9 protein-coding genes are annotated in these 15,310 nt (G+C 51.0%); 6 read left to right on the top strand and 3 right to left on the bottom strand.

Going from position 1 to position 15,310, the window contains the following annotated elements; genetic code table 11:
- The first annotated feature begins 83 nt into the window (after positions 1-83).
- From ACFOMG_RS02330 to ACFOMG_RS02305, 6 genes are all read left to right on the top strand, one after another.
- On the top strand, positions 84-1,205 hold the full coding sequence (locus ACFOMG_RS02330; protein WP_376864520.1) for a DcaP family trimeric outer membrane transporter: 1,122 nt from the start codon (positions 84-86) through the stop codon (positions 1,203-1,205).
- Between the two features lie 725 nt (positions 1,206-1,930).
- Complete coding sequence (locus tag ACFOMG_RS02325) at positions 1,931-2,893, top strand: isopeptide-forming domain-containing fimbrial protein (RefSeq protein ID WP_376864518.1); 963 nt, start codon at positions 1,931-1,933, stop codon at positions 2,891-2,893.
- An 11-nt stretch (positions 2,894-2,904) separates the two neighbouring features.
- Positions 2,905-3,366 (top strand): hypothetical protein, encoded by a 462-nt coding sequence (locus ACFOMG_RS02320; protein WP_376864516.1) that lies wholly within the window; start codon positions 2,905-2,907, stop codon positions 3,364-3,366.
- A 20-nt stretch (positions 3,367-3,386) separates the two neighbouring features.
- The gene (locus ACFOMG_RS02315) at positions 3,387-4,610 is read left to right on the top strand and encodes a hypothetical protein (protein ID WP_376864513.1); all 1,224 of its coding nucleotides are present in this window, start codon (positions 3,387-3,389) and stop codon (positions 4,608-4,610) included.
- 2 nt (positions 4,611-4,612) lie between these two features.
- Positions 4,613-10,531, top strand: coding sequence for an OmpA family protein (locus tag ACFOMG_RS02310; RefSeq protein WP_376864510.1), 5,919 nt, complete (start codon positions 4,613-4,615; stop codon positions 10,529-10,531).
- Positions 10,532-10,637: 106 nt separating this feature from the next.
- Positions 10,638-11,660 carry a DUF2804 domain-containing protein gene (locus ACFOMG_RS02305; protein WP_376864507.1) on the top strand — a complete coding sequence of 341 codons (1,023 nt, stop codon included), beginning with the start codon at positions 10,638-10,640 and terminating at the stop codon, positions 11,658-11,660.
- Positions 11,661-11,764: 104 nt separating this feature from the next.
- On the opposite strand, the gene der is transcribed toward ACFOMG_RS02305, so the two are convergent.
- From der to ACFOMG_RS02290, 3 genes are all read right to left on the bottom strand, one after another.
- Positions 11,765-13,291 (bottom strand): ribosome biogenesis GTPase Der, encoded by a 1,527-nt coding sequence (gene der, locus ACFOMG_RS02300; RefSeq protein ID WP_376864504.1) that lies wholly within the window; start codon positions 13,289-13,291, stop codon positions 11,765-11,767.
- A 76-nt stretch (positions 13,292-13,367) separates the two neighbouring features.
- The gene (gene bamB, locus ACFOMG_RS02295; protein WP_376864502.1) at positions 13,368-14,609 is read right to left on the bottom strand and encodes an outer membrane protein assembly factor BamB; all 1,242 of its coding nucleotides are present in this window, start codon (positions 14,607-14,609) and stop codon (positions 13,368-13,370) included.
- Between the two features lie 5 nt (positions 14,610-14,614).
- Positions 14,615-15,292 (bottom strand): YfgM family protein, encoded by a 678-nt coding sequence (locus tag ACFOMG_RS02290; RefSeq protein ID WP_376864499.1) that lies wholly within the window; start codon positions 15,290-15,292, stop codon positions 14,615-14,617.
- Positions 15,293-15,310 lie beyond the last annotated feature (18 nt).

The raw sequence follows: 15,310 nt of genomic DNA, 5'->3' as shown, positions 1-15,310 counted from the left end.
TTTTTCGACCTTTGGCTAATTTCAACAGCAGGAAGACGTGCACCATAGTGGTGAGGCAAAACAATGATAAACGGAGAGCGAACATGCGCAAGACCCCCCTGATCCTGATGGCTGCCGCCCTGCCAATGGCAGTGAATGCAGCAAATACCGAATTCTCTTACGGCGGTTATATCAAGTTTGATGCTATGTATAGCCAATATTCCGATGGTGATATGACTGCAGCGAGTGGCGGCCGGGATTTTTATATTCCGTCTACTATTCCAACCAGCAATAACACCGCAGAAGAAACAAGTAGCGTTGACTTTAATGCGCGCTCTTCGCGTTTCAATTTCAAAACTGATACCAGTCTCGACAATGGCCAAAATATTTCCACATTTGTTGAGATGGATTTCCTGCTAACCGGTGACGGTAACGAGGTAGTCTCCAACTCCTACAATCCTCGTTTACGTCACGCCTTTATTAAGACAGGCAACCTGCTGGTTGGTCAGACCTGGTCTACCTTTATGAATGTTGATGCCCTGCCTGAAACAGTTGATTTCCTGGGTGTTAGTGACGGTACAGTGTTTGCCCGCCAATCTCAGGTTCGCTATACCAATGGTGGACTGCAAGTAGCTTTAGAAAACCCTGAAACAACCGTTGTCGGCGTAGGCGCAACTGACGACTCAGGCATCCCTGATATCGTTGCCCGCTACAACTTTAAAGCTGGAAAAAATGCCTTTACTGTGGCGGCCATTGGCCGTCAACTGGCAATTCAAGATGGCGTGAAAGGCGGTGTAGACGAGAGCACCATGGGGTTTGGTATTAATGTATCGGGTAAAATTGCCTTAGGCCAAGATGACCTGAAATTCAGCTATACAACTGGTCAGGTAGCTCGTTACGTTGGCTTAGCATCCGCTGCTGATGCAATGCGCGACGCCGACGGCGACCTGCAAGCAACTGACGTAAGCGCTGCTTTCATCGGCTATCGTCACTTCTGGAACGACCAGTTACGCAGTACCATTGCTTATTCTATGCTGGACGCTGATTACGACAGCGACAATGTGGCCGATACCACTGAAGCCAGTAGTGTACGACTGAACCTGATGTATTCACCGGTTGCGAAACTGACTTATGGTGTGGAGCTGAGTAAAGCCACTCATAAGCTGGATAACGATGCTGAAGGTGATCTGACGCGGTTACACTTCACTACCAAATACGCCTTCTGATTGCGTATTACCTCACAAAAACAGCGGCTTCGGCCGCTGTTTTTTTATCCTCCGTATTTGCAGACGGGGCGGTTTCTGTTACCTTCACGAAACATCTAACGACTTTAGTTGTACTCCGACCCAGTTGTGTTCCCTGCATAACGTCAAGAAGCCGACGATTTATCCCCTCTCGTTAACACAAAGAACATTATTTTACAGAATTTAACATCTGAAAAATTCATTCACCATCGTGACAAATTTGGTCACCACTGGCTGTTATTTGCCCGAAAACAATCTGCATCCTGGTCAACTATTGCAAAAAAACACACTATTTCTCCGAGAATCTACACATTAGTGCTTGTTTATATTTAATCGCCAAAAATCAGTGCGTTATCGCTCACATTAATCACTTCCCGGGCTACTGCTGGCAAATTGACTCCCTCCTCTGCACTAAATACCATGCCGCCTTGCGCAAAATGACCAACATTTACATTTGCTTATTCGTACGAGCGTACAGGAAGGAAGCTTTGTTACCGCTGATAACGATTGTTACACCAACGAACCAACAGGGTGTGCCTGCCATCATTCGGCACAGCATCCAGGGCACCGTTGTGTTTGTCGTTCTGGTACTGAGTTCTGAAGTAATTGGTGGCGTCAACCGTCAACTGCCCACAAGTTGGGAGTGGTGGAGAGGCTATTACAATTTAGTTTTCAATATAACGTGAAGGTTCAATAAGGAGAAATTCATGAAGAACCTGATAAAAACAGGCGTATTAGCAGCTGGACTCTGTGCCAGTACCTTTGGCTGGGCTGGTACCGCCGCAGGTATCGATATCATTAATACAGCTGTCGCTACGTACGACGGTGGCAAAGTTTCTGCCAGTACCACAACCAAAGTGCAGGAAGTCATCAACGTTGCTATTGATGCAAACTCGCCGGTTGTAAGGGTAGAGGCAGGAGACACGGCTCAGATTTTACCCTTTGCTGTACAGAACACAGGGAACGGCACCGAAACCTTTAAAGTCACTTACGTTAATAGTGGAGATGTTACCGCTGAAAACGTAAAACTTTACATCGATACCAATAACGATGGTGTGATTGATTCCGGCGATACCGAATTAACCGGCGATACCATCACACTGGATAAAGACGAACGTATCAGCCTGCTGATTCAGGGTGATATCCCGGCAGCAGCAACAGAAAACCAGACGGCGGAATTCAGCGTTACCGTATCGTCAACCACAGAAAAAGACGGTGTTGTTGCCGGTACCGCAACTCCCGGAACGATACTCACAGGCCAGGGCACTGGTACGTCGGATGCAATTGTCGGTGGCAGTGCCAGCGCAACCGTTTCTGCAGAGTTCAGTGTTGGTGCAACCACTGCTGCGGTAACGATCACCAAAACAATTACCCAACAAATTGATCCGTTTGGCGGGGCAACGGTGATTCCGGGAACCAAAATCACCTATGCCATTACAGTTGTGGTCGATACCACCGGTGGCCCGGTAAATAATCTGGTCATTACCGATCCTCTGCCATCAGACCTTATTTATGAATCCGGCAGCCTGGTTGTCGACGGTGCGGGCCAGACCGATGCGGATGATGCAGCAGACAACGGCAATGTAACCGCCAACGTCATGACTGTTGATCTGGGTAGCGTAACCAGCAGCAAAACCTATGTTATTAATTTAACGGCCCAAGTGAAATAAAGGTAATTTTTATGCGTTCATTAATTGCAGCCCTGCTGTTTTTACCTGCTTTTGCAATTGCTCAGGTTACTCTGACTACAGAAGCCTTTAAAATTGCTGTCGTAAATAATGCTGACGGTACGGTATCAGAGCAGTGGATTGCTGCAGAAGAAATTGTGCCCGGCGATAAAGTTGGTTACCGCATCTCATACGAAAACACCGGAGCTCAGCCAGCAACCGGCGTGGTAATCAATAACCCGGTGCCGGATAACACCCAATACGTTGCCAACAGTGCGGCTGGCGCCGGCAGCGATATCACTTATTCCGCTGATGGTGGCGACAATTTCGCCGCTTCAGCTGATTTAGTCGTTAACAAAAACGGCAAAACACGTAAGGCCCGTGCCGAAGACATCACCGATATCCGCTGGACGCTGCCGGAAGCAGTTGCGCCGAAAGCAAGCGGTTCCGTCGAATTTCAGGTGCGTGTGAAATAATTTTTTAGGAGACACTTATAATGAAAGTGAGCAAGATTTTTGCACCGGTTGTCTTCGGTGCTCTGGCAACCGCCGGTGCCTCTGTGCATGCGGCTGCAGGAACGAATGCCGGTATTGAAATCACTAATACCGCGTCACTGAGCTATGCAGTTAATGGGCAGGGCCAATCAGCGATCACAGCGGAAACAAAATTGGATGTCGACTTAAAACTCGACTTTAAACTGACAAGTAACAATACTGCGATTCAAAGCACAGATCTGCCAGAAAGTGCAACAGAGATCACGATTGCAAATTTGAAACTTAAAAATGATTCCAATGCATCAGTAACTTATACCATCGATATTGCTGACAAAGCCATTGCACAAACAGCTCTGTTATATGGTTCAACAGAGTTGACTAAAGACACATTTGACCTGTCAAATCCAACGTTCAGCGTTACTTCTGCGGCTACTGAAGTTTCAATATCAGGAAGCCAGATAACGGTTACCAAGCTTACCAAAGATGATTCAGTGGATATTGCTGTTACAGTGAATAAAGAAAGCTTCACTGGTGAACTAAACTCTACCAGCATCTCTATTTTCGATTTTACTGCAAAAGCCTCAGAGGCTTTTGACAACAATAATGAGAATATCGATGTTAGTGTGGATAGCAAGAATGCTGGAAAAGATAATGACCTCAATACCGTTCAGGTTGTGTACGCTGACACAGGTAAGGATAATTCCGAGTTAATATCTGAAGGCTTAAGCCTTACTTTGCCGTACTTCCCAACAGACCCTGATGATAAAGAGGACACAAAGAAGAACGGTTTAATCAAAAAAAGTAAGGTGGTTTGGGACCCAATCAATGGAACATCAAGTCCTAAGGCGATCCCAGGCGCAGTCATCAAATATACTTTAGAAGTGCGGAATCTGGGTAGTGCTCAGGCAAAAGACCTGGTTGTACAGGACGATATTCCTGAATACACCAGCTATTGCAGTGGCCAGCAAGGCGCTGACGGTATCACGTACGACTGTAATAATCCGGCCCCAGCAGATGATCCAACTCCAGGAGCACCAGTATCAGACGCAATTGGTTCTACTCCAGACTTCCAATATTCAACCAGTCCAGTGCAGTTTGGCGATAAGACATTCACGCCAACCTCTACACGTGGATCGATATTCGTGCATTACCCTTCTTTTGCTGCGAAACCAGAAAACGCAGCTGCATTGTTAAACACCATTACCTTCTATGTAACTGTGGACTGAATATGCGCCTGACTACCCCACTCAACCACTTGTACAGCTATGGAGCGACCGCGCTTCAGGGGTTGGCCTGTGCGCTGTTTGGGGTAGTGTCATTGCCAGCTGTTGCCGTAACTGAGGTGGGTACCCCCATCGTCAATACGGCCACAGCGACTTATGACTACAACGGTCAGCGTGATCTCCGGATCAGCGCTGATTCTCCAGAAAGTATTGTTCAGAATATTAACCCCGGTCCGGTAGCACCATCGGCTGCTGAGATCGCCATTCAACATTTTCAGGCAGAAGCCAGTGCCCCACGAGGCACGGCATTAAATGGCAGTGCCTGTGCAACATCCGCTGCTGCCAACAGCTTTACCCCTCAGAATTCATTTTTTCAATTAACCGGCGAAACTCATACATTGCCGGGAAATTACCAGCTGGCAGATACCCAGTTTGGTTTTAAAGTCGGTGAGCCGGTTTTTATCCAGATTACCGAAGCCGATAAAAACCTGAACCCGGTTCGCCCCGACACCGTTGTGGTGAATATCGCCAATACTGCCGGCAGCGATCATGAAACCCTGCGCCTGACCGAAACCGGCGACAATACCGGTATTTTTGCTGGCGTATTACAAACCGTACTGACCTCCGCAACTCCGTATAATTGTGAATTATCGCTGCAACGCGACGATTACCTGCAGGTCACGTATACCGATGCCAACGACAATACCGATACGGTCAGTCTGCAAACCCGCTTTGATCCGTTCAGCCGTATTTTTAATGCACAAACCGGCGAAGCCATTAACGGCGTTAAAGTCACTCTGATTGACACCGATACCGGCAAACCGGCAACCGGTAAAGTCCTGGATGACGACGGCAAAAGCTGTTACCAGCCGGCCTTTATCAGCGGCCAGGGACCAGTCGATGCGATTGATGGCCAGCCATCCTGCGCCACATCATCCAGCCAGAAAGCTTATATGGCCGGCAGCCAGGCTGCGGCAACAGCAGACTCGGTTCCGACAGGTTCCTTCCGCTTCCCATACGTTAAACCCGGCACTTATCAGTTACAGTTTGAAGCCCCACCGCAGTTACGGGTGCCGTCCAAATACAACAATGATGAATTAACCGCAGTCAATAACGATAACCCGTTCCAGTTGTCGAATATTTCCCGCGGTCAGCCATTTAATGTTGAACACATGGTGTTTATTGCTGATGTACCGGTGGATATCCGCGCAGACGGTGCACTGGTCACTAAAACCGCCAGCAAAAATGAAGCGGCTATCGGCGATTTTCTGCAATACAGCATTAATATTCAGAATAATGAAGTGGAAATCACTGACGCCCTGCTACAGGATCAGCTGCCATCCGGATTACGCTACCAACCGGGCTCGGCGCATTTAAATGGCGACAAGATTGCCGATCCGCAAACCGATAACAGTGGCTCGTTATTATCTTTTGCCGTTGGCAACATCGCCGAAGAACAGCTGGTTACCCTGACATACGTGGTCCAGGTAGGTTCATTGGCGAAAGGCGAACTGGTTAATACCGCCTGGTTAAAAGACGATCAGGTCAGCAGTAATACCGCCAAAGCCGCGGTTATGATCCGTGATGATTTCTTTAAAGATACATCGCGTTTATTCGGTCGGGTATTCCTGGATGATTGTGACGGCAACCTGGATGCGGAAGCCGTTGCCAACGTGCGTTTATATATGGAAGACGGCACTTATGTCGTCACCGATCAGTCCGGTGAGTGGCATATTGAAGATGTACGCCCGGGTACCCATGTTGTACAGCTGGACACCAGCACCATCCCACCTTATATGGAAGCCGTTGCCTGTGATAATAAGGGCTTCCATGCCGGCCGCGCTTATTCCCAGTTTGTTGATGTACAACCGGGCAGCTTCTGGCGGGTCGACTTTGCCCTGAAAATGAAAGAGCCGGAAAAAGGTGAAGTCCGTCAGCGCCTGAGTCATGCTCTGGTGCCATTGTCGACGTTAGCCAACGGTGATTTACCCTATAACTCCCCGGTACCGGAGAAACTTAAATTCACCCTCGATCTGGAAGGTGAAGGACTGGAAATTTTCAACCTCACCGGCATGATTGCGCTGCCGGATGGTGTTATTTATGAGCCCGGCAGTACCACACTGGATAACGTGCCGTGGGAAGACCCGCAAGTCAGCTACGGTACCCTGATCTATAAACTGGGCGATAAACCGGCCGAGTGGCAACATCAGCTGCAGTTTACTGCGGTTGTCAGTGACAAAGCCAAAAGTGGTGAATTAACCACCAAAGCCGTAAGCCGCTTTAAAGTAAAAGGAAAAACCGCTCAGCAAATTAAACCGGCAATCACCACCGCTGTTCTGCAGCTGCCGCCGGATGACGGTGTGATAAAACCCATTAAGCCGCCCAAGTTTGCTAATTTTTCCGATGTCTTAACCGAGCAGGATAAAATCAACCTGAAGTCCGTAGTGGATCGTTTGGCTGGCTTACGTAATTTAAAAGTAGAAGTGGTCGGCCATACCGACAGCACCCCGATTGCCCGTCGTAATCGCCATATTTTTGCCGATAACCAGCAATTATCAGAAGCTCGCGCCAAAGCCGTTGCTCAATACGTGGCACAACAGCTGGGCGTCAGTAACGAACAGGTCATTTACAGCGGTAAAGGCTCCAGCCAACCGGTTGCCAGTAATGCCAGCCGCCAGGGCCGGGCATTAAACCGCCGGGTGGAAGTTAACGTATTAAGCGGCGATCCGGATCTCGATCTGGCGCAGCAGCAATACGATATGCAGGTCGCCACTATCGAAGCCGATATCAGTGGTTTTCTCGCCGATTTACCCGCCACGGCTTCCGGTAACCCGGCGGCACTGCCGATGGAACCTCTGATGCCGGAATTCGATAACGAATGGTTTGAAACCGCTGCCGATGAAGCGCAGTGGTTATGGCCACCGCTGGATCGCAGCCCGGGTATCGGTTCGGTAAAAATTGCCATTTCTCACGAGAAAGGTCAGCGCGTCAAACTGTTACTGGACGATAAACCGGTCAGCCCACTGAACTTTGATGGCACCATTAAAGGTAAGCGCCGCGACCTCGCCGTCAGCACCTGGCGCGGTGTTGATATTGAACCCGGCGCCAACCGCTTCAGCGTATTTGTGATTGATGGCAACGGCGATATCGTGTCGGAATTTGAGCGCACCGTACAATACGCTCAGGATCCGGCCAAAGCGGAACTGGTAGAAGACCAGACCCGGGCCATTGCCGATGGCATTACCCCCGCTGTCATCGCAGTGAAATTAACCGATAAAGACGGCTTTCCGATCCGCCCGGATGTTCAGGGTGAGCTGGAAATTCAGGCGCCTTATCAGATTTACGATGAACAGGCACAGATTGAAGCCAATCCACTGGGCCGTGTTACCAAACCACGTTATCGCGTCGGCGCCGATGGTGTGGCATTAATTCGTCTGGCTCCGACCAGCACCTCCGGTGAAGCCGTGCTGCGCTTCCGTCACGGCAACGGCCAGGAAGACGAACTGCGGGTATGGCTGAAAGCACCACAACGCGACTGGATTCTGGTCGGCCTGGGTGATTTAGCCGTGGGTTATAACGCCGGCGGCGGTCATGATAATAACCGCGCTGCCAGCGGTGTTGATGACAATATTTATCACGATGGCCGGTTAGCCTTTTTTGCTCAGGGTCAGGTACCCGGCGACTGGTTAATCACCGCCGCTTACGATTCCGGCAAACCGGAAGCCGAAGCATTTGCCCGCACAATTGAACCTAATCGTTATTACACCTTGTACGGAGATGCCAGCCAGCAACGGCTGGATGCCAGCTCAGCGAAAAAACTTTACGTAAAAGTAGAACGTAATCGTTTTTACACCGTCTTTGGCGATATTAATACCGATTTAACCGTGACAGAGCTGGGCCGTTACAGCCGCCAGATGACCGGTGTGCAGAGCGCTTACCAGGGTGAAATCGTCGAGTTTTCGGCCTTTGCAGCCGAGTCGGATAAAGGTTATGCGCGCGATGAAATTCAGGGTGATGGCACCTCCGGCCTGTATCGTTTATCGAATAAACTGCTGGTTGCCAACAGTGAGAAACTTCATATCGAAGTACGTGACCGGTTCCGCAGTGAAGTGGTGTTATCTCGCCGCGAATTACAGCGTGATATCGATTATGTGATCGATTATCAGGACGGTACTGTGTATTTCAAACAACCGATTCTGAGCACCGATGACAGCTTTAACCCACGCTTTATTATTGCCGAATACGACGTCGATAATGGCGGCAAACTGGGGCATATCGCCGGTGGCCGGGTAGGCGTAAAATTATTTGACGATGACATAAAAGCCGGCGTAACCGCCATCAGCCAGAATCAGCGTGGCGATTCGCGTCAGCTGCAGGCCGCAGACCTCGACTGGAAACTGGGTAATACCCGCATTAAGGCCGAAGCCGCCCAAAGCGAAACCACCGTCGAAGGCAGTGATAAACAGGCAAAAGCACATTTATTAGAAGTAACCCATCGTACCGACAGCCTGGAGGCCAAAGCGTACGTGCGCCGTCAGGACGAACACTTTGGTGTTGATCAGACCTCCTCCGGCGAAAACGATTACCGCAAAGAAGGCCTGGAAGGTACCTGGTATCTCTCCGATCGCGACCGTCTAGCACTGGATACCTTCCATCACTACCGGCTGAGCAGCGGTGATGATAAATACCAGACTCAGCTCGACTGGATTCATCGTCTTAACAGCGATCAGCAATTTTCTGTTGGGATATTAACCGCTGCCGAAGAAAACGACGACGAAACCCTGTACAGCGATCAGCTGACGGCGGGCTTCAGTAATCGTTTTCTCAATGACCGGCTGACATTAAACGCGCAGATTCTGGCCCGCATGTCACAACGCAGTGATGCCAAAGACCAGTTACGTCTGGGTGCCGACTATCGTCTGAATAACGATTACAGTATTTTTGCCGAACACGAACTGGGTTTCGAAAGTGACGCCCCGCAACGGACAATTATGGGCTTGCGTGCCACCCCCTGGGCCGGCGCCAAAGCACAACAATCGATTGAACAGGTCGAACAGGACGACGCTTACCGGTTATTCAGCGTGTCCGGCCTGAGCCAGGAATTTAATATCAGCGATCACTGGAGTGCCAGTGCGGGCTTCGATCAGGCGAAGAATCTCGAAAGCAATGCACCAACCGAAGTGGGCCAGAACAGCGAAGATTTTTATGCCCTGTACGCCGGTACAGCCTTCCGCTCCGATGTCTGGCAGTGGAACAACCGCCTGGAATACCGCGACGGCAACAGTAAAGACAAATGGGCAGTACGCACCAGCGTTTATCATCCGTTATCCGATGCCCTGGCCACCGGTGGCAGCCTGGACTATTTCCTCGAAGAAGGCCGCGAAGCTTTCAGTAAAAAACTGGATGCCAAGTTCGACCTGGCCATTCGTCCACGTAAAGACCCATACGCCGTGTTGCTGCAAACCCGCTGGGTACAGGAAGCCGATGGCGGTGAAGGTACACCAACCCGCAGTCGTCGTTTAATTAACAATGCGCACGCTAACTGGCTGATCACACAACGTGATCAACTGGCCGGGCAATATGGTATTAAACGGGTCCTCGACCAGTACAACAGCAACGATTACGCCTCCACGACTGATTTTATGGCAGCGGAATGGCGTCATCACCTGAATGCCCGCTGGGATATCGGCGCACACGCACGCCGCTTACACGGCTACGACACCCACCAGACACAGCACGGTGCCGGTGTCTCGGTTGGCTGGATTCCACAAACCAACGTCTGGTTAGGTCTGGGTTATAACTTCACCGGTTTCATTGACGACGACTTCTCAGCGGCGAATTTCACGGCTCAGGGCGTCTACCTGAAAATGCGCTTCAAAGCTGACCAGCAAACACTGCAGACCCTGCGCGCCGCCTTCCAGTAACAGCCGCGGTTGTGGCGCTGCACCGCCGCGCTATTTGACCTGACTGCCCCGGGGCAGGACAATGCCCTGCATCTCATCCTATTATTCCTGCATTTAAGGATTACGCATGGCAGCCAAACAACAACTAATTAATGCCAATGGTCAGCCGACATACGGTGTCTTTGCCGAAGGTGTCGAACAGATTAATTTTATGGACTTCGACCTGCGCTCGCCGATGGACCGTAAACTCAGCGGCCTGGCAAAGCGTTTTAAATTCAACCAGTTTCAGTTTATTGGCCTGATTAGCCCGGAACTGATCGTAGGCATCGCTATTGTTGACCTGAAAGTTGCCAGCAACGCGTTTGTGTATTTGTATCAGCCCGGCAGCCAGAAATTTGAAGAATTTTCTTTTATTCAGCCACTGGCGATGAATACCGCCATTGATCCCAGCCCGAACGATGGCGAAGCTTATTTCCGCAAAGGTAAAAACCGGCTGTCGATCAAAGCGACCAGCCGCCCGGGAGTACGTAAAGTCCAGGTATCTCTGGCCGCTGGTGTCGAAATTGACGCAACCATCGATGAAAGTACTTCGTACAACCCGTTATCGGTTTGTAGCCGTGCCGGTTATCAGGGCTGGGTATTTACCCAGAAGAGTAACGCTCTGGTGTGTAACGGCAGCGTACGCTGGGGCAACCAGCAGTTTGACCTGGAAAGTATTAATGCACTGGCTTCGGTCGACTGGAGCTGTGGCTATATGCGCCGGGAAACCTTCTGGAACTGGGGTAGCCTGTCCTGCCAGCTGGCTGACGGCCGCCGGCTGGGTTTTAACCTGGCTGCCGGTGTTAATGAAACCGGTACCAGCGAAAACGCCTTATGGCTGGATGGTAAGATGATCAAAATCGACATGGTCGATTTCCAGTTCGATCGTTATCAGCCACAACATGCCTGGGCGATGCGCTCCAATGACGGCATTATTCAGCTGCATTTTGAACCCAAAGGCCAGCGTAAAGAAAAAATGAACGCGGTTATTGCAGCATCCAATTTCACTCAGCATTTTGGCCAGTATTACGGCGAAATTCATTTACCGGATGAAGTGATCACGCTGGATGGTGAATGGGGCTTCAGCGAAGACCACTACGCCAAGTGGTAACGAACGCCCAGAAGCAAGTAGTAACTGATCACTAAAACCTGAGCGTATAAAAAAACCTTCCGGTCAGGCTGAGCGGAAGGTTTTTTATTGCTGCAGAAGCAGACTCAACGGCTGGTTTTTTTCCGCTGCTTACGCATTTTATCGTGTTTCGCCTGACGAATTGCTTTGGTTTTAACCACGGAATCGCGGCGCCGTTTGCTGCGGTGCTGCACTTCTTTCTCTTTTTCCGAGAATGGGTTGGCACCCTGGCGGAATTCAAAACGAATCGGCGTTCCGCGGATATCCAGTACCCGGCGGAAGGTATTCGCTAAATAGCGCTTATAATCTTCCGGCAGATCTTCCACCATATTGCCATGCACAATAATACGCGGCGGGTTAGAGCCACCCTGGTGGGCATAACGTGGTTTAGGACGACGGCCACGAACCAAAGGTGGCTGATGGCTGGACACCGCATCTTCCATAATCCGGGTCAGCATATTGGTTTGCCATTTGGCCATCGCAGAACGGTACGCCTGATCCACCGACTCATATAAATGGCCAACACCGGTGCCATGTAATGCCGAAATAAAATGCATTTCTGCAAAGGTCAGGAAGTCAAAACGGCGGTCAATTTCATCTTTAACCCGCTGTTTATCGTAGGCATCCATACCATCCCATTTATTAATAGCGATCACCAGTGCCCGGCCGGAGTTCAGCACAAAACTGAGCATGTGCAGATCCTGCTCAACGATGCCATCCCGGGCATCCAGTACCAGAATACACACATGGCAGTCCTGAATGGCCTGCAGTGTTTTAATAATGGAAAATTTTTCTGCCGCCTCGTGAATATTTTTACGGCGTCGCACACCGGCGGTATCAATCAGGGTGTAATCCTGACCATGACGCTCATAAGGAATATAAATGCTGTCACGGGTGGTGCCCGCTTTATCGTAAACCACCACCCGTTCTTCACCGAGGAAGCGGTTCACCAGCGTCGACTTACCCACATTAGGACGACCAACAACCGCGATTTTTACGCCTTTAACATCCAGCGCTTCATGCTCAACCACCGTTTCGGCAGTATCGTCTTCTTCTTCGTAGATGTATTCCAGTTCACGGTTCTGTGCTGCGGCCAGCTCAGCGGCTTTTTTCTCCTGCTCTTCCGGCAGTTCATCCAGCACATAGTCGATCAGCGTCGAGACACCGCGGTTATGAGCAGCCGCGATAGCAATCGGCTCCCCCATACCGAGTTCAAAAAACTCCCCCAGCACCAGGTCGGGGTTTTTGCCATCAATTTTATTGGCAACCAGATACGCTTCTTTATTATTGCGCCGCAGATAATCGGCAATCATACGGTCACCGGCAGTAATACCGGCATTAACATCGACCATAAAAAAGACGATGTCGGCTTCGTTCATAGCCTGGAAACTCTGTCCGGCCATCGCCTCATCAATGCCTTCTTCCTGACCACTGATACCGCCGGTATCGATCACAATAAACGGCCGCTCGCCAACTTTACCTTCACCGTATTTACGGTCGCGGGTCAGTCCGGCAATTTCAGCAACCAGCGCATCGCGGCTTTTTGTTAAACGATTGAACAGCGTTGATTTACCAACATTGGGCCGGCCAACCAGTGCAATCACAGGAACCATGAATTAACTGCCTTTATAAATACAAACGGGCCGGCTCCTGAGGAGCCGACCCTGATAAACTTTGTCCGGGCGCTTTTTATTGCGCCGAATCGTCGTTTTGCTCCAGCGTCACCAGTGCCAGCTCGCCGGCATTGGTGTACACCAGCACGCCTTGTGACGTCGGCGTCATATGGCTGCGAATGCCAAAGTCACGCCCGCGCAACAAACGCCAGTTGGTGCTCTCGCCCTGATTAGGATAGCTGATATGCAGTGGCTTGGGTCGCATATGGATTCGACCAACCAGCTCGCCATCCACCTGACGCAGAGCATGAATATAACCTTCACCGTCCGCCACCAGCAGGTGCGTTCCGACGACCGCCACCTGGCCGAGACGACGTTGCTGAAGCGCACTTTGCAGCCACTGGCTGGCGCCATTGCGCTGGTCGTAAGCCTGGATCCGGTCATCATCGAGCGTCAGATACAAAGTCCCCAGCGCCAGTACCGGACTGGTATAGCTGGACCCCTCTTCTTCCCACTCGGTTTCGCCATGAATGCTCAGTGAAGCAATATTACCGTGATAACTGGCAGCGTAAATACGGCCGTTGTCCCAGATCGGGGAACCGTCTACATCCACCAGACGTTCCAGCTCAGAGCGACCATCCGGCACCGCCAGACGTTTGTCCCAGCGTGGAATCCCCAGCGTTTTATCCAGTGCCACCACTTTACCGGTGGCAAAGCCGGTGATCACAAAATCATCCAGTACCAAAGGAGTCCCGGTACCACGCACGGTTAACACCGGCATCGCATTTTCATAAGACCAGGCCTGTTTGCCACTGTCACGCTCCAGCGCCGTTAAGCGGCCATCGACGGTGTGTACAAACAAACGACGCTGATCAAGGCCAGCCGGAGCCACACTTTCACTGCTGAGCACCGCTTGCCACTGGCTTTCGCCATCATCCGCCGACAAACAATGCAACACACCATCACGGGTAGCGACAAATAACTGGCCGTCATCGACACTGACACCGGCGGTAATCGGCTGATCCAGCGTTACCTGCCAGCGTTCGTCACCGTCTTCCAGATCCAGCGCGTATACCACGCCAGAGCTTTCCGCGGCATACACCACACCGTCAGCCTCAGCCACCTGCAGTCGGCTGAACACAGTACCCGAGCCTTGTCCCAGCGTTTTACGCCAGCTGACATCCAGCTCCAGACGTTCCTCGAAGTCAGGCAAACTGCCGGTTTCTGCCACCGGCTGTTTTTCCGGTGTCGAGGAACAGGCACTCAGCAGAGCAGTTATTGCCACAGCAGCAACCGCCGGTAACCAGGAAATACGCACGGGAATTAAGACTCCTCAGCAACCAGTTCAACACTGGTCAGGCTGTCGATTTTGCGTTGCAGCAGCTGGGTATTGATACCACTTTCCTGAGCTGCCGCTTTGGCCGCCACATAGGCTTCGTGCGCTGCTGCCAGGTCGCCTTTGCGGAACAAGGCATCACCCTTCACTTCATTAAACTGGGCCGCATAAGCCGCATCCGGTTGTGCCGGAACCAGCGCCAGGGCGTCGTCATATTTTTCCAGCTGCACCAGAATATTGGCTAACCGCACCTGCGCTGTCAGTTTCACCGGACCGTCTTCAGCAGCGCTGATCACTGCGTTCAGCTCTTTGGCGGCACTATCGAAATCACCGTTATCCGCAGCGAAACGCGCCAGGAATAAACCGCCAAACTGGCTGTAAACGGTGTCGCTGTATTCTTTCTTCAGCTGCTCAGCCAGAGCGATCATTTCGCTTTTCAGTGCGTCAGTTTGCTGCGCCGCCGGTTGTGCCGCCTTTTCCACCAGCTGTGAATACACAGCAGAGGCTGCTTCACCAGTGGCACGCACATTGTCCTGATAGGTATTCCAGCCCAGCCAGCCGCCAGCCACTACCACAATAGACAGCAACAGGCTGGTGCCGTTTTCCGACCACCATTTTTTGATCGCTTCTACCTGTTCTTCTTCCGTTTTAAAATCGTCGCTCATTCCCAGTCCTCAGTCGTG

The sequence above is a fragment of the Bacterioplanoides pacificum genome, from assembly GCF_042648445.1.
GTDB lineage: Bacteria > Pseudomonadota > Gammaproteobacteria > Pseudomonadales > Oceanobacteraceae > Bacterioplanoides > Bacterioplanoides pacificum.
This window is presented reverse-complemented; position numbering and strand designations above follow the sequence as displayed.